The 21,123-nt window shown below is 50.0% G+C and carries 20 protein-coding genes and 1 tRNA gene; 13 read left to right on the forward strand and 8 right to left on the reverse strand.

The window, feature by feature from the left end; translation table 11 throughout:
- Window positions 1-93: 93 nt before the first annotated feature.
- Window positions 94-594, reverse strand: coding sequence for a three-Cys-motif partner protein TcmP (gene tcmP, locus HY774_09050; protein ID MBI4748626.1), 501 nt, complete (start codon window positions 592-594; stop codon window positions 94-96).
- A gap of 238 nt (window positions 595-832) precedes the next feature.
- A complete protein-coding gene (locus tag HY774_09055; protein MBI4748627.1) occupies window positions 833-5,155 on the reverse strand; it encodes a response regulator in 4,323 nt (1,440 codons plus the stop codon).
- Window positions 5,156-5,234: 79 nt separating this feature from the next.
- Here HY774_09055 and HY774_09060 point away from each other — a divergent pair, with 79 nt between their 5' ends.
- The 10 genes from HY774_09060 to HY774_09105 all read left to right on the forward strand — a co-directional run bounded on the left by HY774_09060 (window position 5,235) and on the right by HY774_09105 (window position 14,370).
- Complete coding sequence (locus HY774_09060; protein MBI4748628.1) at window positions 5,235-7,616, forward strand: hypothetical protein; 2,382 nt, start codon at window positions 5,235-5,237, stop codon at window positions 7,614-7,616.
- A 339-nt stretch (window positions 7,617-7,955) separates the two neighbouring features.
- A complete protein-coding gene (locus HY774_09065; protein MBI4748629.1) occupies window positions 7,956-9,116 on the forward strand; it encodes a site-specific integrase in 1,161 nt (386 codons plus the stop codon).
- A 130-nt stretch (window positions 9,117-9,246) separates the two neighbouring features.
- Window positions 9,247-9,549, forward strand: a complete 303-nt coding sequence (locus HY774_09070) for a hypothetical protein (GenBank protein ID MBI4748630.1) — start codon at window positions 9,247-9,249, stop codon at window positions 9,547-9,549.
- 86 nt (window positions 9,550-9,635) lie between these two features.
- Window positions 9,636-10,367, forward strand: coding sequence for a hypothetical protein (locus HY774_09075; protein ID MBI4748631.1), 732 nt, complete (start codon window positions 9,636-9,638; stop codon window positions 10,365-10,367).
- A gap of 429 nt (window positions 10,368-10,796) precedes the next feature.
- Entirely contained in the window at window positions 10,797-11,060 is a 264-nt protein-coding gene (locus tag HY774_09080) for a helix-turn-helix domain-containing protein (GenBank protein MBI4748632.1), read from the forward strand.
- Window positions 11,060-12,616: an AAA family ATPase gene (locus tag HY774_09085; GenBank protein ID MBI4748633.1), complete on the forward strand. Its 1,557-nt coding sequence runs from the start codon at window positions 11,060-11,062 to the stop codon at window positions 12,614-12,616. The genes HY774_09080 and HY774_09085 overlap by 1 nt, the downstream gene beginning before the upstream one ends.
- 279 nt (window positions 12,617-12,895) lie before the next feature.
- Complete coding sequence (locus tag HY774_09090) at window positions 12,896-13,288, forward strand: hypothetical protein (protein ID MBI4748634.1); 393 nt, start codon at window positions 12,896-12,898, stop codon at window positions 13,286-13,288.
- Window positions 13,289-13,460: 172 nt separating this feature from the next.
- Window positions 13,461-13,808 carry a hypothetical protein gene (locus tag HY774_09095; protein ID MBI4748635.1) on the forward strand — a complete coding sequence of 116 codons (348 nt, stop codon included), beginning with the start codon at window positions 13,461-13,463 and terminating at the stop codon, window positions 13,806-13,808.
- Window positions 13,805-14,044, forward strand: a complete 240-nt coding sequence (locus HY774_09100) for a hypothetical protein (GenBank protein MBI4748636.1) — start codon at window positions 13,805-13,807, stop codon at window positions 14,042-14,044. The genes HY774_09095 and HY774_09100 overlap by 4 nt, the downstream gene beginning before the upstream one ends.
- Window positions 14,045-14,058: 14 nt before the next feature.
- Complete coding sequence (locus HY774_09105; protein ID MBI4748637.1) at window positions 14,059-14,370, forward strand: hypothetical protein; 312 nt, start codon at window positions 14,059-14,061, stop codon at window positions 14,368-14,370.
- Here HY774_09105 and HY774_09110 read toward each other — a convergent pair.
- Window positions 14,364-15,323 (reverse strand): tyrosine-type recombinase/integrase, encoded by a 960-nt coding sequence (locus HY774_09110; protein MBI4748638.1) that lies wholly within the window; start codon window positions 15,321-15,323, stop codon window positions 14,364-14,366. The genes HY774_09105 and HY774_09110 overlap by 7 nt on opposite strands.
- Before the next feature lie 170 nt (window positions 15,324-15,493).
- On the opposite strand from HY774_09110, the gene HY774_09115 reads away from it, so the two are divergent.
- From HY774_09115 to HY774_09125, 3 genes are all read left to right on the forward strand, one after another.
- On the forward strand, window positions 15,494-15,973 hold the full coding sequence (locus HY774_09115; protein MBI4748639.1) for a hypothetical protein: 480 nt from the start codon (window positions 15,494-15,496) through the stop codon (window positions 15,971-15,973).
- Window positions 15,973-16,737, forward strand: a complete 765-nt coding sequence (locus HY774_09120) for a terminase (protein ID MBI4748640.1) — start codon at window positions 15,973-15,975, stop codon at window positions 16,735-16,737. The genes HY774_09115 and HY774_09120 overlap by 1 nt, the downstream gene beginning before the upstream one ends.
- 74 nt (window positions 16,738-16,811) lie before the next feature.
- Window positions 16,812-17,462: a hypothetical protein gene (locus HY774_09125; GenBank protein MBI4748641.1), complete on the forward strand. Its 651-nt coding sequence runs from the start codon at window positions 16,812-16,814 to the stop codon at window positions 17,460-17,462.
- Window positions 17,463-17,580: 118 nt separating this feature from the next.
- On the opposite strand, the gene HY774_09130 is transcribed toward HY774_09125, so the two are convergent.
- From HY774_09130 to tldD, 5 genes are all read right to left on the reverse strand, one after another.
- A complete protein-coding gene (locus tag HY774_09130; protein ID MBI4748642.1) occupies window positions 17,581-17,832 on the reverse strand; it encodes a hypothetical protein in 252 nt (83 codons plus the stop codon).
- A complete protein-coding gene (locus HY774_09135; GenBank protein ID MBI4748643.1) occupies window positions 17,810-18,034 on the reverse strand; it encodes a hypothetical protein in 225 nt (74 codons plus the stop codon). The genes HY774_09130 and HY774_09135 overlap by 23 nt, the downstream gene beginning before the upstream one ends.
- Before the next feature lie 218 nt (window positions 18,035-18,252).
- Window positions 18,253-18,325 (reverse strand) — tRNA-Ile (locus HY774_09140).
- A gap of 97 nt (window positions 18,326-18,422) precedes the next feature.
- Window positions 18,423-19,256 (reverse strand): YIP1 family protein, encoded by an 834-nt coding sequence (locus tag HY774_09145; protein ID MBI4748644.1) that lies wholly within the window; start codon window positions 19,254-19,256, stop codon window positions 18,423-18,425.
- A gap of 391 nt (window positions 19,257-19,647) precedes the next feature.
- Window positions 19,648-21,084 carry a metalloprotease TldD gene (tldD, locus tag HY774_09150; protein ID MBI4748645.1) on the reverse strand — a complete coding sequence of 479 codons (1,437 nt, stop codon included), beginning with the start codon at window positions 21,082-21,084 and terminating at the stop codon, window positions 19,648-19,650.
- Window positions 21,085-21,123: the final 39 nt, after the last annotated feature.

Here is a 21,123-nt window from a genome sequence, read left to right on the forward strand (position 1 = left end):
TTGCCTGGGAAGACAAATTCAGGCGTGTTCTTCTTCGCTTTGAGCGCTATGCCCAACGTCATTTAGGCTTCAAACTTCTGGCCTTTACCCTCATCAACTTACGGGAGTTTTGTAAGGCTTAAAACTCGCAACCAGTTCATATGGATCTAAAAACAAAACCGCTCGGTGTTTTTTCCAATTCTTCTGGCAGATCTCAATCAACGCCTGATTAGCTTCGGTGTTTTGAATGATGATGTCACTTGCTTTATCAGGAAACTCCACCTTTAATTTTTCGAGTTCTGCTGCTCTTTCTGGATCCTTCTCAATAAAAATGTATTTTGAAAATCGGGGTTCAACCTCAAGCGCAATTGTAGCTGACCCTTCAATGAATTTCTGGGACTCCGAATCAAATAACTCTGGAAACATTGGCTCACTTTCTAATTCACTCTGCTTCTGTGTCCGATACCCTGTCCCAGCAAAAGCATCAATATAAGCATATCTGAATCTTCTCTTGCTCATAATTTTCACATATGCTCCCAAGTATTTACGAACTCGGCTCAACTTTTCTGCCGTCCAATCTCCTCCAAAGCTTTGTAAGTCTGCGTCGGTTACCATTTGCCTGATCCTCCCAATAAGATTTCTGCTTACGTGTTTAGTTAGAAAAAAACTACCTGTCAAGCATAATTCCGTTTGCAAAAACATTTTTAGAATTAATTTAATTTGTTTAATTATTAATTTATATGGCGGGAGAATTTTAATACCAAATTATAAATCCATTCTGGCACTAGCAAACTGCTAAATGCTTTCAAAAATAGGATTTAATGAACAATTGATGATTGATTCTTTTTCATCCTTACTCAACTGTCTTGCTTAAACCGTGGGTAGAATCTGAAACCGGAATTTGTTCGATGATTTCCTGAAGTTCGTCAAATTGATACAGCTTCATCATCTTTCTGAGTTCCTGTCCGAGCAGCTCATCAAGGCAGGTAATCTCATTCACAACTTCATCTGCCGTGTCCTGGTCGCCGGTAAGGATGGCATAATTTAATCGCTCAATAATCCTGGCGGGAAGGAGCCTCAAACGTTCAGCCGTCACAATGGATTCGGTCGCTTGTTCAGACTGGAGTGGCGCGACATCTTCAAACACCAGCCGCACCCCCAAAAAGTGACTCACGGTGTCGAAAATCACCTGGGCCTGAAATGGCTTGGCCACAAAATCATCACATCCAAGCGCCAGAATTGAAGCCTTGTCGTGTTCAAAGGCGCTGGCGGTTAAGGCAATGATAAATGGGGTTCGGGGTTCAGGGTTCAGGGTTTGGGATTCAGGCGTTTGAATTGAAATTGTTGTCGCTGATTCTCTGGCTTTTTGTTTGATGATGGCAGTGGCGGTCTTTCCATCCATTACGGGCATACGCATATCCATCCAGATCAAATGGGGTTGCCAGCTTTCCCACATGGCAATAGCCTCTTCGCCATTGACGGCTTCGCGGACGTCAAACCCGACGCTGGTCAACAAAGTTGTCAGGACCATTCGGTTTTCCGCCAGATCGTCCACGACCAGTAACCGGATGGGCGGCTGCCCCGGCTCAAGTCCAACGACGCGCCGGGTGGGTTTGAGCAATGCAGGCTCGCTCGGTGCCAATGGCAGTCGGAGCGTCAACCGAAAGGTTGCACCTTTGCCCAGTTCGCTCTGAACGGTAATGTCTCCGCCCATCAAACGGGCAAAATTGCGACTCAAAGCCAGCCCAAGCCCCGTTCCTTCTGTCGTTCGCCGCCCGCTTTGGGTTTGCACAAATGCCTCAAACAAGATGCCCTGTTCTTCCTTGGAAATGCCAAAGCCGGTGTCTTCAACTTCAAACCAGGCTTCTTCCTCGTGCCACCTGGCTCGCAGTGTGATCCGGCCCTGCCTGGTAAACTTGACGGCGTTACTGAGCAGGTTCAGCAGGATTTGGCGGACTTTTCCATCATCTCCGCGCACAAACGGCGGAAGCTCGGAAATACCTGAAAATGTGAGGGTAAGTCCCTTGGCCTGGGCGCGAACCCGGATCATTTCCTCCAGATTGCGCAGCAAGTTTGGCAGGTTAAACACCTGTTCATTGAGGGTAATTTTCCCGGCTTCGATTTTTGAAATCGAAAGCACATCGTTGATCAGGCCCAGCAAATGTTCGCCGCTGCGATGGATCATCTCCAGATATTCACGGTGTTCGGGGAGTATCCGGCGGTCACGTTCCAGCAACTGGGCAAATCCAAGAATGGCATTGAGCGGCGTTCGCAACTCATGGCTCATGTTTGAAAGAAACACACTTTTGGCCAGATTGGCTTCCTGGGCCTTTGCGGCCAGATCAATTGCTTTTTGCTCTGATTCGTGGGCTGAATGTTCAGAAAGTCGAAGCTGTTCAACGGTTTGGGCCAGCTCCTCCGTCCGCTCACGCACTTTCGTCTTCAACAGTTCAGTGCGTTGCCGGAGCGCCCTCAGGCGAATCTGAACACCACCATACAGGCTGCCCATCGCAGTCAGGGCATAGGCCAGATACGCCCACCACGTATGCCAGGACGCTGGTTGAATCCGAAAAACAACCTGCACCGGCCCACTCACGTTGCCAACGTAATCTTTTCCCCATACCTGAAACGTGTAATGACCAGCCGGTAAATTCGTGTAGTTACGTCGGGCTTCTTCGGTCCAATCTGAAACATGCTGGTCATACCCAATCAATTGCGTTTGATACCGCGTCAACCGCTCTTTGAAATAGCTCAGCAAGGCATATTCAAACGCCAGATTATTTTCCTGATATGACAATGAAACCTGCTGGGTGGTCAGTAGTCGTTCCTGTTCATTGACCCAGGTGTGCTCCAGATACAATGGCTTTGAGGTGCGGTCTTCGGCCCACATTGTTGGGTCAAAGACCGCAAAACCACCAACCGTGCCAACCCAAATTCGCCCCTGCCTATCACGGCAGGATGCCTGGTTACAGCCATCGTGGGGAAGCCCATCATCCGTGGTGAACGTGTACACCTCAAATTCGTCTGGATTTTCAGGCGTTGGGGTGCGAGGGCTCAACCGGGTGACTCCGCCACTGTTCAAAAGGTAGAATCGCCCGTTCAGGTCCTGACACAGATGCCCGGCGCCACGATTTGAGAGTTCCCTGACCACACCTTCCGGCATGGGAAGCCACTGACCGGCAGTTGAATACCTGGAGAGCCCTTCGCTTGTGCCAACCCATAAAACTGGCGGCGCCGTGTCAGAACGGGTTTCCAGCAAACCTCGAACACCATTATCGGGCAAACCAGAGTTGGTTTTGGTCAAAACCAGCCAGTCACCATGTTTGTAACGGATCAACCCACCATTGGTCGCAATCCAAAGGACAGATTGGCCATCTGTGTCATGGCCTTCCAGAAGCGACAGGATCCAGTCATCCGGTAATGGTGAATTGGATTTGTTGAACGTACTCCAGTTCCCATCCACATATCGGGCCAATCCACCATTGGTACCAATCCACAGTACCGGTTGACCGGTTGCATCACGGGTTTCCAGCAAACATCCAACCTGGTTATTGGGCAGCCCGGAATTAAAGGTTGTGAATGTCGTCCACCTGCCGGCTTTGAAGCGAACCAGCCCCCGGTTGGTTCCAATCCAGAGCACACTTTGACCGTCAGGGTCGCGCACTTCCAGCAGCCGCCAGACCTGATTGGCTGCCAGCCCTGAATTGGCCGTGGTGAATGTCGTCCATTCCCCAGCCTGGAATCTGGCCAAACCACCATTGGTGCCAACCCAAATGACTGGCGGACCAGGCTGGCTCTGACTGACCAGCACATCCCAAACCTGATTATTGGGCAGACCGGTGTTTGAGGCGGTAAAGGCCGTCCACTGGCCGGTTGTGTAGCGAGCCAGCCCGCTTCCGGTGCCAATCCACACCGTAGACACCCCCGACGGCTCACGCCGTTCAAGCAAATTCCACACTTCGTCATTCGGCAAATTTGAATTCGCCGTGGTAAACGCGGTCCAGCGTCCGTCTGCGTAGCGCGCCAGCCCGCCGCTGGTGCCAACCCACAGCACCGGATTCCCGGCAAAATCCTGACTTTCCACCACCTTAAAAATCTGATTTTTCAACACATGGCAATCAGACGCTGTAAAAATGGTCCAGCGATCACCTTCGAGCCGCGCCAGTCCGCCGCTATCCATTCCGACCCACAAAACCGGTTGACCAGCCGCATTCCGAGTTCCAAGCAGTCCCCACACCTGAGTATCAGGCAAGCTGGAATTCGAGCGATTCAACGTAGTCCATTGTCCGCCAGCATATCGTGCCAGCCCGCTCACCGTTCCAATCCAAAGAATCGAATTCCCTGCCGAATCCCGCGTTTCAGCCAGGCTCCGCACCCAGTCATCAGGTAATCCGGAGTTGGCGGTGTTAAACGTCGTCCATTTTCCGGCCCGGTAGCAACTGACGCCGCCGCCATTGGTGGCAATCCACAGGGTCAGAGTGCCGGCAGCATCTTTGGTTTCAAGCAGATGGCGGACTCGATTCGTAGCAATACCGGAATTGGCCGTGGTAAATGCCGTCCACTGCCCGGCCTGGTGCCGCAAAACACCCTGGTCCTGCAGGCCAAGCCAGAGACTGCCATCAGCACTCGGGAGCATTTCCCGCACAAACGACAGGTTGAGATGTGGTGGGAAATTCACCTTCGACCATTTGTGACCATTGTAACAAACAAGGGTGCTCCCGGTTCCAACCCAGAGATACCCGCTGGCATCAAAAGCCATACACCCGACGATTTGTTGGGGTAAGCCTTCTCTTTCGGTGTAGACCTGAAATCGCGCACGACCTTCGGGAAACCAGTTGGAGGTATCAGGCGGCGGCGGTGGTGCCAGCCCTGGAACTCTGGCGGCTGCCATTGAGCCAGCCCCAACCACTATCAGCACTGTCAGAACCCCGACCAACCAGAACCGAATCATCGTCATGGTTCTTCCTCCAGGTCTGCTCAGAATGTGCCGTCGTGTGTTTCCCTGGAATAGATGGATGTCGTGCGTGAAGATGCTGGAATGGACCTGCGCCTGAGTGTCGAGCAGATGCTTGACAAATGTGGCATAGCACAACAGGATGGTCAACTGGCTGTTTTTTGAGACGAGAAAATCAGCCGTTCTTTGTTCAAAGCAAGAATATGCAGCCTTCGTCTTCAACCGCGCTCAATGTTTATTCAACGTCCTTTATGGGGTTCCACCTACCTGAAGACAATATATTAGTTGCAATGAGGTAAATATGAGTGATCCGTCAAACAAAATCAGCGTCAATCCAGATTATATTTTCAGCCAACTGACCAAAGCCTTTACCACGCACCAGACACATAAAGATCCTGAGGTTCGTGTTCAGGCTCAGAAAAAAGTGGATAGCTGGATTAAAGTTGTCCAAAACCTGCTGTCTGGTAGCCTTCAGGTTGGCTCTCGAACGCCAGTTTCAGGTACTCCTGGTTGGGTTACGCTTGAGGTTGTCACCGGAGGGTTTGCAACTGGAGAATTTCTCGCCGCTGGTCCACTTCAAAGCCATGAAATAAACCTTCTGGCTCGACTTTTACCCATTGATAAAGGTATGGAGCGAACCGGGCTGAACACGTATTACCTGAGTGACGAAGGGTTAGGTGAATTACAACACCTGCTGGCCAGTGGATGCTATCGCATCAATGTTCCAGAGGAAGGCGCACTGCTCGTTGTCGCCTGGCTTCTGAAACAGGGGTACACGGATCAGGCCAGAACGATACTTGATGAAATTGGACCATACCTGTCGAAGTTGCGATTCTACCCAGTTTCTGATTCGCGCCCATTTGTCTTGACGCCAATGGTTTCGGTACAAAATGTTGGTCAGATAATTCGAGGGTTGAAAACACTGCGGACCCCTGAAGCGATTGAAAAGCAAAAAGAAGCAACTCTGATCTGGGCCCCTTTGTATGACCGGGTGGTTGAACTTTTTCTTCAGACCATCTCGGGGCCGATTCCGATTCTGCAAAAAGGACCTGACGGTCAATTGTTGAAAAATAAAGCTGGACTATTTCTGGTCGAAGGTGGCTGGCCGTGCCAGCACTACCCAAATGGATGGCAGGAACAGGCCAGAGTCGTTTTGGAAGATTATGCCCGTCTCCGAGTACACCATCAGCGATGCACCAAACCAGACCGCAAAGAGGAAAACTTCGCCCGCCTCCGCGCCTATCTGCAAGTGTGCATTGAAGATCCAGGTCAACTCACGGGCAAAGACGTCGCTGCGATTCGGACCATTCTGGCCGCGATTGTAACCAAACGCGGGGTGCCGAACTCTCCCCAGTGCCAGCAATTCCGGGCAGCCCAAATCAATCTGATAGACCACCCAACCAAAGAAGAACTGGCTCAAATTTTGATTCAGCATCTTGCCGGATTGCCGCCAGATGAGGCACTTGATTCACTTGACAGTGTCTTGCACCTGATTGCTCCCAAAGAAATGGACCATTCAACCCGTCAAGCCAACCCGGTGTTACTCAAGAAGTTGGGAAACAGTTTGCTTCGCTGCCTCAATGCACCGGTTGAAATACTTGTGGAAAAAGGAGTTATCTCTTCCGGAGAAGTTCTGGCCAGGGTTATTCCTCAACTCACGTCACAGATTCGTGCTGCCGGCATTCCTGACCGAGAGTTGCAGCGCCTGTACACAGCAATTTACATTGCCTTTCGCCGTCGCCGATCATTGCTCCTTCTCAATCTGGAGCATCAAGTGAAACTTGAGGAACTCCCCTGGGTGAAAGTGATTGATGCCCATCGGGAAAACACGCTGTACAGTCAAGAACAAGCCCGAGACACACTTGAGCAAGTTGTCTGCCTGGCAATTACAGCTTTTCCACATCAGATTTTGCCCAATAAACTTCTTCAGGAACTTCGGTCACTGGCTGGTAGTGCCGGGCTTCACATTCCGCTTGTTGATGAAATTGCCGCCGATATTTTCATGGGTGACTTTTCCGAAAAGTATTTGCAGGCGGCTCAACAGGCAGGTGAACTGCTTCAGGGCACGCTCTATGAGCGGTATTATGGAATTTCGTATCCTCGGGTGCGACAGATTGATGATATCGAGACTTCGGGCTATGGCGCTCGAACGTCCCCATTATTCGCCGCATTGTGTCGGGAAATGGCTGGTAATGCGCCATCCACCAAACGCTGGTCGGTCGCACACAACGGTAAAATCATCGAACAGGAACAAATTCTGACCACTCATAATCTGGCAACCCTGGTTTCCAGACTTGGACTCATTGAAAAGCTGAATCCACATCTGGAAGAGCTTGCCCGGCGTTGTTTTGAATGGATTTGTCATCGCCACCAGCAAAAGATCAGTCTCTGGAATGCTCAACTCCAGATGATCAAAAACACGGCCTATGCCTGGAGACAAACGGTCTTCTTTCTGGCGCTGTTGCCGGAAGACGCCCAGACTGGATTTCTGACCTGGGCTTACACGCATTTGGAATCACAGCGCCCTGCCTACCAGACATGTTTCAAACCAGCTCTGGATGGACTGGCACTGGCGATTCAGAAATCAGAACCCGAAGCTCGCTCCAGGCAAAACCTTTCAAACCCAGCCCATCGCTTTCTGGGTTGGACAACCGAACGACACTGGTTGATGGATGGAATGTAATCCTTTTCTCTCCGTTTTCCAGATAAAGGTGCAGGTAATAATTTCCGCTGCACACCAAAGGGAAATAAGAGACAGCGCAAGTTGTTTGGAATAAGAATATTGTATCAAGTGGGCCTTGTAGGATTCGAACCTACAACCAACGGATTATGAGTCTGTTCTTTGATTTGTTTTTTGATGTTTACCATCGCTAATATCTGCTTATTACTTTCTAGGTAAACTCAGTAAACAATGGATTTCATCATTTATCCATACTTAGATATGTTAATAACTGTTTACTGTTGCAGCGCTCGTTTCTGTGTGTAATTATGTGTACACCAGAACCCGAAAGGATATGGACGCATGCCACGCACTCGCACCGGTTCAGTTACAACCCGCAAAATCAAAAACTCAGATGGAACGACACGAGAAGTTGTCATCGCTAGACTCTGTTTCACCGATGCGGACGGCAAATACCACGACTACCAAAAACGAGCGGAAAATAAAACGGAAGCCCGACGCATACTGGACAAAATGCGTCGAAGCATCGAAACACATGGGCAACTGCAAATTGATGCTGAACGGATGACCTTTGAACAGTTAGCCCAGTGGTATGAAAAGAATTATGCTGTTCCTGCCAAATTTGATACCAATGGCCAAAAAGTCCACGGATTGAAGTCTCACAAAGATGTCATACAAAGGCTGCACGCTTTACGTGAATACTTTGGTAAAAAGCGTATCCGTTCGATTACTTTCACCGACCTAGAAAACTTCAAACGAAAAAGACTTCAGATCAAAACCTTTCGCGGGCAAGACCGCAAAATCGCAACCGTCAACCGCGAACTAGCAGTGCTCAGACGGATATTCCGCCTGGCTTTTAACAACCGTTGGCTTTTAGATGACCCGTTTGATAGGGGAGATAAAGCCTTGATCAGCACAGCGGTTGAAATTCGTCGTGAAAAGCTCATCAACCGCGATGAAGAACGCCAGTTGCTGGCAGCTTGTGTTGATACACGAGCACATATGCGACCACTAATCATTGCAGCCCTTGATACCGGATGCCGGGAAGGTGAGTTATTGCGGCTGAAATGGGCTGATATTGATTTTGAAACTCGCACAATTCGTGTCTTGGCTCAAAATTCGAAAACCCTTCGCGCACGTCAAGTCCCTATTTCAACCCGATTGATAGCTGAACTTGAACAACTGCACCAAGAAGCCGCTGACAAGCAAAATGGGTTGGTTTTTGGTCGGACCAGTCATGTCAAATGGGCTTGGGATAAAGTGCGTCAAGCCGCTGGATTGCCTGATCTTCGGTTCCACGATCTTCGTCATGTTGCCGCTACCAGGCTGGCACAAGGTGGACTTCACCCTTTCCAGGTAGCAGCAATCCTTGGGCACACTGACCCAAAAACGACTTACCGCTATTTCAATCTTGACCAGGTAACACTTCAAACAGCAAGAAGCGTGCTTGATACACTTCATGGCAAACCAATAGGACTCGGCACAGAAAGGAAGGACGAATAACCACAGAACCGATAGGGGAAGAAGACCTTTCCCTTGTCTTAACCCGTCAATAAAACCGCAACGGCCTGGATGTACCACCACCCAAGCCGTCACTTCATAACCGATACCTTACCAAGGGAGACTATCAGCTATGCCAGGTAAATCTACTACAGTTAATCCGCGTCTGCACGTCAGTTATCAGGTTTACGGTCCCAACACCCAACCCAGAGAACCTCAACACCGTGACCATGCTCAAGAGTTGTTCTTTGCCGCTAAACATCTCAGTGCCATCTTTGGTCTAATGAGAATGTGTGGTCGCGATGGATTTTGTTGCATTGACCCTACGGACCTGCAATTGATGGTGGAGAATTTAGGTGAAATGGGCCAAGGGATTGCTGAATCAATGTTTGAACTGATTGATAAACTTGAAGAACAAGCCAGGGTCAAGCAATAACCTGTTGCCATCTTGTGAGCGGTATTGCCCTTAACCAATACCGCTCTCATCAACCTTACTGTCAAATGTTACAAAGGAATGATCTCGTGGAAACGAATGACAACACTCTAGTCAAAGTAAAGATTGAAATCCTTCTATCAAAAGACAGTCCTTTTATTGCTATTGAACCCCATCCAACCGAACAAAGTGAAATACCAAACGGAGTTCATCTCAAACTGTCCAAAGCCTATGAAAACAGGGAAACGTTCTCTTGCAAAGGGATAAATGAAAAATTTGGAGAATTTAGTATTCAACGGGCAACCAGTTTGGAGTGGTGGTTTCAGTTCCGTGGTTACATCTTTCAGGAATTGGAATTTGATATGGCTAAAGCACTCTTAGACTCTTTAATACGTGCAGCTCGGAATGCTGATTTTCATAGCGGGGAAGATCATAGCCAACAGATTGCCAAATTAGAGAGGGAGCTTGCGAAACGAAAGAAGTCAAGACACAAAGCTGACATCACCAGGAAACCAGGTCCACACATCCACACAAAACCTTTTTCGCGACGGTTAATTGATGCTATCCAAGAAATTGCAAAAGAAACCAAACTCCGTCCCACACAAGAAGCTGTCGCCAAAAAAATGGGATACGCCAGTGCTGTAGTGCTCAGACAGATGATTCAACGGAGTGAACCGCCATCTTTCCCTGGGAGCAAAGAACAAAAGCTAACGTGGGCCTCTGCTTTAAAATCTGCAGGTGCTGCCAAATTAAGCCTTAGAAATCCAAAAAAGACAAAAACCAGAAAAAAGAAGGTCACTAAACTCACATCATCGCAATAACCAAAAATAAACTCACTTTCTTAGAAATCAATGAGTTAGAGTCAGAAGGCGAAAACAGCAACATATATAAACATAACTGTTACTGTTTTTAAAAAACCAGAAATTCATTAAAGGTATTGCAAAAACAATAGATTACTGGTAGCAATTTAACCTTGTTGAACAAGCTTTTACCTAAAAAGAAAGTTCGGAGCCACCATAGCCGCCAAGCACACAGTGGCTCCGAACTTCGGTATTAACTCTCGGAAAGAGAGCCAGTGCTTATACAGGCATTAGCGAGTACAAAGCAGGTACAGGCAAGTACTAGCAGGTACAAGCGAGTACTGGGGCGCACAAGCACGCACAAGCACGCTCATCAGATTAAACGGGACCTTGTGCTCTTTCAAGCTGTAGCGTGCTTTCTTTCCACTCATTTAATGAAAGGTAAGACGCATGAAAGCCAAAAAAGACAGCCTTATTCCCCAATCGTCTGCGTTGCTACAAGCCGATATTGACAGGCTTTTTGGACAGAGATTGACCATCACTGAAGATGAATTGTGCCAGGCATTAGGAATTTCCCGTGTCTATAGCTGGATGCTCAGGCGCAAAGGAAAGCTGAAGTTCAGCCGCCAGGGTAAAAATGTAAAATTTACTAAGGCTCATGTACTTGATTATTTGAACGTGTGTGAATCTGACGCGCAAAGAGAGGTGGCGTGATGCAAGCAAAGCAAAAGCCATCCTCGGGACCGGATGGCTTCCAAAATAAAATGGAATCAAAAGACACGAGAAACATAGCACAAGGCGCACAGGCCGCCAAGGTGCTTGATTTCGAGGAACAAGCAGCGGATATCAAAGAAAGGTTACTACGACTTGAACGCATCCACCGAGATAAAGAGTTTCTCACCTCAAAGCTTCTAATGAAGCTGGATGCGGCTCTAAAAGATTACCGAAAACTTGAAGCTCAAGAATTTGTTAAGAAACATCAGAAAACTGTTTTCGTGCTTGAGCAGGTTGCTGGTAAGGACCGCCTTGAAGGGTATGAAGTAGAATTGGCTCGCGATATGGCCAAGGATTTCTCAAAAACCACGGGCAGCGCAAGACCGAACTCAAAACCTGCAACTGAAAAAACTAAGCCAGTTCAAGAAAATGCCGGTCCTCCTGAAATGACTGGGGTCTTCAGAACACTTGATGATTTATTCAGTGCAGATCTTCGCAAGCCTGAAGAAATCCTTTTTCGTGTTCGTCGAGGTAGCCCACATTTGCTGGTTGCGTCAACCAACGTGGGGAAAACCAGTTACATGCTGAATGTGTGTCTCAAGCTGGCAGCCGGTGAGGTATTCCCTCCTCTTGTGGTCAATCGGGTGCCCCGTCGTGTGCTTTACCTGGATTTTGAGTCCGAAGCCGATGTAGTTCAAAGTGATTTACAGCGAATGCTTGAAGCAGGAATTTCAGATCAAGCAACTGCTCGGAAAAACTTTGCTTACTTGACGGAAACAACTCTGGACAGTAAATCCCTTAGTCTGAGTGACCCGCTTCATTGGGATTATGTCGCATTGCTTGGAAAAGAACTCCAAGTTGATTTGCTCATCATTGACACGCTCGGAGCGGCTTTCCACATTCGCGATGAAAACAGCAATGCCGAGGTAGAACAGAAAGTGGTTCGCCCTTCGCGTCAACTGGCTCGGACGTTGAATTGTGCCCTGATTTGGATTCACCACATCGGAAAAGCCAATGACACTCTCACTGGTGAAGCTGCGTACCGAGGACGTGGGGCAAGCGCCTATGGTGCAGGTGCCAGAGCGGTTTTCACTTTGACCAAAGAGGAAACCAAAGGCCCTGGATACGTCACCTTGAGTTGCGACAAGGCCAAAGGTGAATCATTTGATCCTACCCTTCTCCGGCTGGATTTTGACACTCGCTGGTTTGAACAATGTGCTGAAATTCCGCTGTCTGGTCAAAGCTCAATCACAGCACAAGAAATTGCCGACTTTGTGGAGCGCAACGAACCCCTGAGAGAAAAAGAAATTATCGAGGCATTTAGAGAAGTAGCTTCCGAAGCCACAATCAAGAGACGTATTCAGGAAGCATTGCGACTTGGCTTGATTTTGAAGAAATCTCGGGGGATTTATGAAAAGGCTCAAAGGCTCACTCTATATAGAGATGAGCCTTTGAGCCTTTCTGCTGAACACCACCGAATTCCTGGTTTACCTGACGATTTGGAAGCGAGTGGAATAGACGGGCAACCTGATGACGATGACCTGGATGTGATGTGAAGATTTATGTCTATCCTTTCAACTGGAAAAATAGGGGTAGTCTTTACGTGCGGGAAATTAAGGGTCAAAGGGTTACTCTATATAGGGATGAGCCTTTGATCCTTTCTACTGAACACCACCGAATTCCTGGATTACCTGACGATTTGGAAGCGAGTGGAATGGATGGGCAACCTGATGACGATGACCTGGATGTGATGTGAGGATTTGCAAGAAAGACAATGGGAACTATAGGTATGGGCTGGATTGACAAAACAAATCAGGAAACCAAGCGGGGGCATTATGCAAGTTCGGTTCAGGCGAAAAAACAAATCAACTAAATGGCATATTTTACATGCTTGGGCGATGTGTCTTGATGCCATTTACCTTGGATTGGCAGGCGATAGCATATTTGTATTTCTGGATAGTTCAGATTTGGAATCACCGTATTGCTTTACCTGTACAGTTGAAGGGAAAGAAGTTTACATCGCCTTTGAAGATATTTGCGGCCATTGCAGGCGGTCTTTGTTTTCACGATTGAAACTCTATGGTGAGCCAATGGGGGATTGCCAGATCAGAGACGAAGTGAAAGCCAAAATGAGGGCAGAGCGTGAAGAGAAAGAAGCCCGGAAAATAGCCCGTCAGAAAAAACAACAACGGAAACTTTCCAAACAAAGGGAGAGACGGAAACAATAGCCCCCCACTTCCTTAAACGGAGCAACCAGGTGCGGACCAGCTCCGGAGCGCGAAGCGTGAAATTTGGTCTCGATCAGGACGGGAGTTGAGAAAGCAGCACCCTGAACCACGGGTTTCAGGCTAAAAACAACCATATCGCAGTGACCATAAACGGAAGGGAGGAAGTCAGGATATGCCATTCAATCGCAAGCTGTATCCTTCGAACTGGGAACACATCAGTCACTCTATCCGGTTTGTTCGGGCAGGCGGTCAATGCGAATGGATTGATGATGATGGCAAGCGGTGTGCAGCCCAGCATGGTGAATTGCATCCGGTCACGGGTAGCAAGGTGGTGCTGACGACGGCACACGTCAACCATACCCCGTCTGACAATCGAGATGAGAACCTGCGGGCGTGGTGTCAGTTTCACCATTTGCGCCACGATGCGCGCCACCATGCCGGAAATGCCCGGTTGACCAGGCGGGTCAAGAAAGACAAGCGGCGACCCTTGTTGATGATCAGTGCGGGGAGTCAGCTATGAAACGAGTGGCCACCATCCTTGACGAGTTGCGCGCCAGAGGGTTTGCCGTCCACACAGACGGAACAAACCTGTATGTGTCCCCGCGTGCCAAGCTGAAGCCGTCAGATGTGAAGACAATTCAGGAACGAAAGCCAGAGTTGCTGGCCAGACTCGAAAGTGAGGCTTTAGCCACTTACATCCGGAAACGGCTGGCTCAAGACAGAGCGGGGCGTTCCAACCATCGCCAGGCGGCTTAACTTATGAGGAAGCTATGAATGACCAAATTATTCCATTTCGGCCTTTACCCCATCTTGACCAACGTTTCCCGGCTACCCGGTTCTGGAATCTGAGCAATGCGGCGTTGTTTGAAGTCTTGAGGGACGTGGAACAGGAACTCACCAGGCGTGTCTTTCTGAATTTTTGGCCTGACCAGGCACAAGAAAAATTGGTCTGGGTGATAATTTATGCGCTTCGGGTCACACGTTGGGCGTCTTTGCGGGAGTTTGGAAAGACATGGGCTTCTTTGACCACGCTGTTGCTCTTGTTTCGATACAGGCCGGAAGCACCGCCAAAGGATCAATGATGGACATCCTCTTTTTCCAACGTCAGTCCAAGCACATCACACGGGGCGTGCGTCAGGTTCTGTTGAACGCCAAGGTAGATTTCTGTGGTCTTGATGCTCTCGTGTCCCAAGGTCAGTTGAATCTGATCAATGGGGCTTCCGCCTTTGTGAGCGAGTTTGGCAAAGGTGCGGCGAAGATCATGGGGTGTCAGTTTGGACGAAAGGTTTTGCTCGTTGGCGTAGCTGGTGACAATGAAATGGATAGCCTGCGATGTCATCGAAGCCCCAATGTTGCCGTGACGATCAATCGAGCGAAACAACACGCCGTCCGTAATGCCAGCATGCTCCGTCCAGGCATCCACAGCCACTTTGGTCCAGGCCGGAATTGGCACGGTGCGGGTCCGACCACGTTTCCCAGTCAAGTCAGCAATTACCCAACGCCCGTCAAGCTGGCGAATCATCTCCACTCTCAAGTTGACCAGTTCCGAACGGCGCAAGCCCCCACCCAACGTAATTGCCAAAATTGCCCGGTCACGGAGTCCCTTGCTTTCCGTTGTGGATGTTTTGGACGGGGTGCTCAACAAAGCCTGTGCATCATCTCTGGTCAACCAGTTGCCGGTTTTGCGGCCTTCGCTCCGAACGCCTTTTACCCGGTGAATGGCTTCCGCATTCTGAAAATTAAGCAGATGGTTGTCAGCGGCCTCGGTCACGAGCTTTTTGATAGCGGACAAACGTTGGTTGATATTGGCGGGGGAAAGCTTGGCTTCCCTCAGTTCAGCCACGTAAGCGGCGACCACCGACTTTTGCAACGGCGGCGCGCCTTGGGTTTGATACCAGTCCAGGAAGTCAGAAAGCGCACGGGTATAGGCACGGCAAGTGTGCTCAGACGACAGGGTATCTGTGACGAGCTTAATCAAGGCATCTTTGGGGGTGGACGCTTCGTCGGTAGGGCGGCTCAAAACCAGGTTTGTCATGGGGCCTCTTTTATTTCTAACTACTCATAACTACCATTATCATAAGTCAGAATAACCAAAATAACGGAACACCACAAGCCGTTTCGGAACGGGGTTTGAGCCTGATTCGAACCGTCATTTTCAGCAAGGGCATAACCTGTTCACTCGAAAAAAGAAAAGCGCTAAAAGCCATGCCACGACCATGCACAATCTGTGTTCATCAAAAACGAGAAGAAATTGACCGGATGCTGATTGAAGGGGTGTCGTTACGGAACATTGCGGAACATTCCGGAACAAGCCCCCAAGCCCTTTTACGGCACAAAGACCACATCGCGGCAGCACTGATCAGAGCCAAAGACGTCCAGGAAGTCATCCAGGCAGACACCTTGCTTGACCGACTTCAGGCATTGAACCAGGAAACCAGAGACATCCTAAAGGCAGCGAAAGCGGATGACGACCCACATCTGGCATTGAAGGCCATTGCGCGTGCCGAAAAGCAACTTGAGTTGGAAGCCCGGTTATTAGGCGAGTTGAACGACCAGACAACCGTCAACATTCTGGTTGCTCCTGAATGGCTCGCGGTGCGTGCCGCCATTCTTGAGGCACTCGGACCCTTTCCAGACGCCCGTGCTCAGGTGGCGGCGCGTCTGATGCTTTTGGAGACCCGTTGATGATTGCGAGTGATTTAGCGATGGCGCTTGACCCGTTGTTGTTCGCCCGGTGCTCTGGATTCCATCCGGATATCTGGCAAGCCGATTTGTTGTGCTCGCCTTCACCCCAAAACATCTTGCTGTGTAGCAGGCAAGCCGGAAAGAGCACCGTCACGTCATTTTTGGCATTGCACCAGGCGCTGTTCTATCCCCGTTCGCTCATCCTGCTTTTGGCTCCGGCTGAACGCCAATCCAAAGAACTGTTCAATGACAAGCTGAAACGACAGTACCAGCGACTCAGCGAGAATGTCCCGGTGGTGAAGGCCCGTCAGGAATCGGCGCTGGAAATGGCCTTCAACAACGGAAGCCGGATATGTGCGCTTCCGGGCAAAGAAGCCACAATCAGAGGGTTTTCGAGTGTCAACTTGCTGGTTGTGGATGAAGCGTCCCGCGTGCCGGATGACCTCTACCGTGCCGTTCGCCCAATGTTGGCAGTCAGTCAAGGACGGCTGGTGTTGCTGTCCACCCCCTATGGCAAACGCGGGTTTTTCCATGAGGAATGGTCCAACGGCGGACCGAACTGGAAACGAGTCAAGGTCACGGCGGAACAATGCCCGCGCATCAGCAAGGAGTTTCTGGAATCCGAACGCAAAGCTTTAGGTGACCGTGACTTCCGGCAAGAGTACCTGTGCTCCTTCGAAGAAACCCTGGATTCCGTCTTTTCCTACGAAGCCATTCAGGCGGTGCTGGATACCAGCGTCAAGCCTTTGTGGAGTGAATCATGACTTTTCAAACCCTGTGGAACGGGTGTCTCGATGCGTGGGCATATGTGACCCGTTCCCCACTACGGAGACGACCTATGAGCTTATGGCATTCTGACCCTCCTCAGTTCTTCCTTGGGCTTGACCTTGGGCAGAGCAAAGACTACACGGCCCTGACGATCATTGAACGGATTGAAACCAACGGGGGTGATGTTGTTGTCCAACAAGTCCGCCACTTGCAGCGATGGAAACTCCGGACGAGTTACCCCACCATCGTGCGGGAAGTCACCGCGATGCTGAACCAGCCGCCGTTACGTCATGCTGACACCACCCTTGCGATTGACGGCACGGGCGTTGGTCGCCCGGTGGTGGATTTGTTCTGGAACGTCAAGACAGACGCCCTCATCAGACCGGTTCAGATTGTGGCTGGCAGCAAGGAATCTCACAACGACGGCTTTTACCACGTTCCCAAGCGGGAACTGGTGTCACTGGTGCAAGTGGCGTTGCAAACTCGACAGTTACGGATTGCGGCTGAATTGCCCGAAGCGGAAGTACTGGTCAAGGAATTGATCAATTTTCAGGTGAAAATAACGGACGCCGCGAATGACACTTACGGCGCATGGCGCGAAGGCCAGCACGACGACCTGGTATTGGCAACGGCTCTGGCATTGTGGGCTAGTGAAAAGGGCGGCGGGCGCGCCGAACACGGACCTTCGTTAGATGCGTTAGTTAACAACCGGTGGGGATGAGCAATCTTTTGATTAAATGCCGAGTTGAGCACACTGGATTTTTCAGGCAGCGGCAATAGGAAAGAAAAATCTGCGGTCGCAGAAAGTGGAACGATTCTTAGATGCCGAGAGGCGTTGATTACAGGATTTTGGTGGGCAAGAGTGAGTTCACCGCACCCGTCAGTTTTTCCTGTTGATCTCGAAGCTCAGCCACATCCGCACGAAGTCCAACCGTGTCGTCACTGAGGACTGCAATCTTGCGGTTGACGCGTGTAAGTTCAGCCTGCATGTCGTTCAACCGTTGTTCCAACCGGTCAAACCGGGTATTAGTTTCAGCGCGAAACTCTTGCAGGAGCAACAGAATTGTTTCAATCGTGGGTTTGGTGTTCATTGGTTTTGCCTTTTCGGTTGATGTTTTCAAACGGTGCACCCTGACGGTTGAGTGGGGGTAACTGATAGGGCGTGTACTGGTCAATCAGTGCCCGCAGAAAATACGACAGCGTGACCCCGTGATCACTGGCCTCACGTTTCAATCCGGCGAGTTCTGATTCCGTCAGGTAGAGCGTAGCTGATTTGAGGTTTGTTTTCCGCATAGAGTTTAACTTTAATCTACCGTAGTTTGGTTGTAAAGATTTATGGATAAAGTTGCTGGACAACCTCAAAACAATGCCTGGTGTGTCTGGGTTTAAGCTTACACAGAGCCAACCATCAACCAACGGAAACTGATAAGCTCACAGTATTTCTGTGTATAAATCTGTGTAGAGCAATACAAATAAAAAGAAAGTTAGTGGTAACTAATTGATTCTAAAGGTGGGCCTTGTAGGATTCGAACCTACAACCAACGGATTATGAGTCCGCTGCTCTGACCGTTGAGCTAAAGGCCCATATGAAACCGAAAACCAATCAACCTTGAAATGCAAAATGCCTGCTTGACTGGCAAGCAGGCATCCTAGCGAGGAACATTCTTTCAGGCAAGTGTTTTTATTTCCCGCCGGTGAAGATGAACGCCAATGCAACACGCACCACAATCCAAATCGCCCATAATCCAAATGGCAACCAGGCAATCTGGAGCGGCTTTTTCTTGTAACAAATTGCCGCTAACCCAATCGTAACCAATGAAATAAACCAAATCGTGAAAAAGTCGAACTGCTGAAACAGGGTAAACAGCCACTGGGGGGTGCCTCGTGATGCCAGAATGGTCAGATTGCTGGCAACAAGGTTCTGCTGCAAAATTGCATCCATGTCCGGCGGACGAATGGCTACAATCAAAACGGTCAATAGCCCTTTCACAAAGTCGGTTACAAAGCTCGCGTAGGAAATTACAGACAGAACCTTTACAAACGAAGTCTGCCCGCGTATCAGCAAAGAACCAATGTAATAAACTCCGGAAAAGAAAGTAATGGCCAGCGGGACAAGGACCAGAACCAGAATAAACGCATATTTCTGGATTGTGACGCTGACCTGAATCCCTTGTTCATACGCCTGGCGTTCATTCTCGCTCAAGTCACGCATTCGTTTGCCTTGCGCTTCAAGCTGTTTTTCAACGCCAGCTTTGGCCACTTCATAGGGATCCAGCTTGAGTTGCCAGTTGACAACCATATAAAAGCCAAGCGAGAGCACTGTGGTCAAAATCAGCGGCAGGATAACATCAGGTTTGCGGTTGATGTCCTCAAAGACTTCACCCGGTGAAAGAAAAATATTCGCCAACCGTTGCCAGGTCGTCATTTTGGGTGGTTCGACGGCTGGGGCGGTGGCATTTTTTGGGCCTGGGTCGCCAGGCACACCATAGGAAGGGACTTGCGGAGTATCTGTCATAAGTTTTTCTGCCTCACGAAACCGGAATCTCAATGTTGTGTGATTTTTTTGGAAGAACTCAGGAGTGTTCGGTTGCGAAACGCTTTGACAGTAGCAGTGAGTTCCAAAAATCAGGCGGAAGAAGTCGGGCGGAAGACATTGGGCTGGGGGCTGAAGACTTCGGGCTGAAGAAGTTGGTTTTAGGGAGTCGGATGGAAATATCATACCACCAGGGTTCAGGGTTCAGGGTTCAGGGTTCAGGGTTCAGGGCCAGATACTCCACGTTGAGTGGTACCCGCCAGTTCCCCAGTCTTCATCTTGAGTGGGATCAGTCAACTCATGAGTCTTCAGCCCCAAGCCCGTCTTCTTCAGCCCATCTTCTTCAGCCCGATGTCTTCAGCCCAAGGATTTTTCAGCTCCGGGTGCCGCCAACGGTAATTTCCGAGATTTTGATGGTTGGGAGGCCAACTCCGACTGGGACGCTCTGGCCGTCCTTGCCGCAAGTGCCGACGCCGGTGTCAAGTGACATATCGTTGCCAACGGCGGTAACTTTGGTCAGGACGTCCGGTCCATTGCCAATCAGGGTGGCGCCCTTGACTGGGGCCGTCACTTTGCCGTCTTCAATCAGGTAGGCTTCGCTGGCCGAAAACACAAACTTGCCGCTCGTGATGTCTACCTGACCGCCGCCGAATTGCACGGCATACAGCCCTTTTTTCACGCTCCGAATGATGTCTTCCGGATGGTCCGCACCGCCGAGCATGTAGGTGTTTGTCATCCGAGGCATGGGAATATGGTGGTAACTCTCGCGCCGTCCATTTCCGGTTCGTTCGGCCCCCATCAACCGGGCGTTCAGGGCATCGTTGATATAGCCCCGCAAAACCCCCTTTTCAATCAACACCGTGTGCGACGTCGGCATTCCTTCGTCATCAATGTTGAGTGAACCACGTCGCCCAGGAATTGTCCCATCATCAATCACTGTACAAAGATCCGAAGCGACCCGTTTGCCGATCATGTTTGAAAAGGCTGAGGTTTCCTTGCGGTTAAAATCGGCTTCGAGACCGTGTCCGATGGCTTCGTGGAGCAAAATCCCCGGCCAGCCCGGTCCCAGCACCACTTCCATCGTCCCTGCCGGAGCGTCCACCGCATCAAGCTGCAAAATCGCCTGACGCGCCGCTTCCGTTGCCAGCACATCTGGATTCAATTCAGACTCGAAGTGTGCCATTCCATAGCGTCCTCCGCCTCCAGCCCGACCTGACTGCCGGTTGCCGTCGGCATCGGCAATGCAGTTGACCCCGACACGAGCCAGCGGCTGGATGTCTCCGGCCAGGATTCCATCGCTGGTGGCAATCATCACCACTTTGTATTCATCGGCAAACCCAATCTGGACTTCGCGGATGCGCCGGTCATAGGCGCGGGCCTTCTGGTCAATCTGCTTGATCATTTCGATCTTGTGTTCGACTGGAAGTTCACTGATGGCCAGCGGAATCGCATACAAATCGTGGGCATTGGGACGCACCGACACGTTGACGCTGGCACTGGTCGCCGTTTCTTTGGCAATACAGGCCGCCGTTTGGGCCGCTCGCCGGATGCTCTCGACGCTGATTTCATCGGTGTAGGCATAGCCGGTTTTTTCACCGACGTTAACTCGCACGCCAACGCCTTGCGAAATGGACTGATTGGCGGTTTTGACAATTTGCTCTTCGAGCGACACGCTGTTGCTTTGACGGTATTCAAAATACAGGTCCGCGTAGTCTCCGCCCTTGCCGAGCGCTTCAGCCAGGAGCTTGTTCAAATCATCGTGGGTAATGTGGTATCGGGAGGTAAAGAATTCAATGGCATCTTTCCGCATACGGTGCAGCCTACCTTTTTCTGGATGAAATTCAGGAAG

The organism is Acidobacteriota bacterium (assembly GCA_016208495.1).
Lineage (GTDB): Bacteria > Acidobacteriota > Blastocatellia > Chloracidobacteriales > Chloracidobacteriaceae > JACQXX01.

Excerpts from the sequence above, each read along its gene's own strand:
- tcmP (MBI4748626.1), bottom strand. The coding sequence starts at position 594 with ATGGTAACCGACGCAGACTTACAAAGCTTTGGAGGAGATTGGACGGCA.
- HY774_09060 (MBI4748628.1), top strand. The coding sequence starts at position 5,235 with ATGAGTGATCCGTCAAACAAAATCAGCGTCAATCCAGATTATATTTTC.
- HY774_09065 (MBI4748629.1), top strand. The coding sequence starts at position 7,956 with ATGCCACGCACTCGCACCGGTTCAGTTACAACCCGCAAAATCAAAAAC.
- HY774_09070 (MBI4748630.1), top strand. The coding sequence starts at position 9,247 with ATGCCAGGTAAATCTACTACAGTTAATCCGCGTCTGCACGTCAGTTAT.
- HY774_09080 (MBI4748632.1), top strand. The coding sequence starts at position 10,797 with ATGAAAGCCAAAAAAGACAGCCTTATTCCCCAATCGTCTGCGTTGCTA.
- HY774_09085 (MBI4748633.1), top strand. The coding sequence starts at position 11,060 with ATGCAAGCAAAGCAAAAGCCATCCTCGGGACCGGATGGCTTCCAAAAT.
- HY774_09090 (MBI4748634.1), top strand. The coding sequence starts at position 12,896 with ATGCAAGTTCGGTTCAGGCGAAAAAACAAATCAACTAAATGGCATATT.
- HY774_09095 (MBI4748635.1), top strand. The coding sequence starts at position 13,461 with ATGCCATTCAATCGCAAGCTGTATCCTTCGAACTGGGAACACATCAGT.
- HY774_09100 (MBI4748636.1), top strand. The coding sequence starts at position 13,805 with ATGAAACGAGTGGCCACCATCCTTGACGAGTTGCGCGCCAGAGGGTTT.
- HY774_09105 (MBI4748637.1), top strand. The coding sequence starts at position 14,059 with ATGAATGACCAAATTATTCCATTTCGGCCTTTACCCCATCTTGACCAA.
- HY774_09110 (MBI4748638.1), bottom strand. The coding sequence starts at position 15,323 with ATGACAAACCTGGTTTTGAGCCGCCCTACCGACGAAGCGTCCACCCCC.
- HY774_09115 (MBI4748639.1), top strand. The coding sequence starts at position 15,494 with ATGCCACGACCATGCACAATCTGTGTTCATCAAAAACGAGAAGAAATT.
- HY774_09120 (MBI4748640.1), top strand. The coding sequence starts at position 15,973 with ATGATTGCGAGTGATTTAGCGATGGCGCTTGACCCGTTGTTGTTCGCC.
- HY774_09125 (MBI4748641.1), top strand. The coding sequence starts at position 16,812 with ATGAGCTTATGGCATTCTGACCCTCCTCAGTTCTTCCTTGGGCTTGAC.
- HY774_09130 (MBI4748642.1), bottom strand. The coding sequence starts at position 17,832 with ATGAACACCAAACCCACGATTGAAACAATTCTGTTGCTCCTGCAAGAG.
- HY774_09135 (MBI4748643.1), bottom strand. The coding sequence starts at position 18,034 with ATGCGGAAAACAAACCTCAAATCAGCTACGCTCTACCTGACGGAATCA.
- HY774_09145 (MBI4748644.1), bottom strand. The coding sequence starts at position 19,256 with ATGACAGATACTCCGCAAGTCCCTTCCTATGGTGTGCCTGGCGACCCA.
- tldD (MBI4748645.1), bottom strand. The coding sequence starts at position 21,084 with ATGCGGAAAGATGCCATTGAATTCTTTACCTCCCGATACCACATTACC.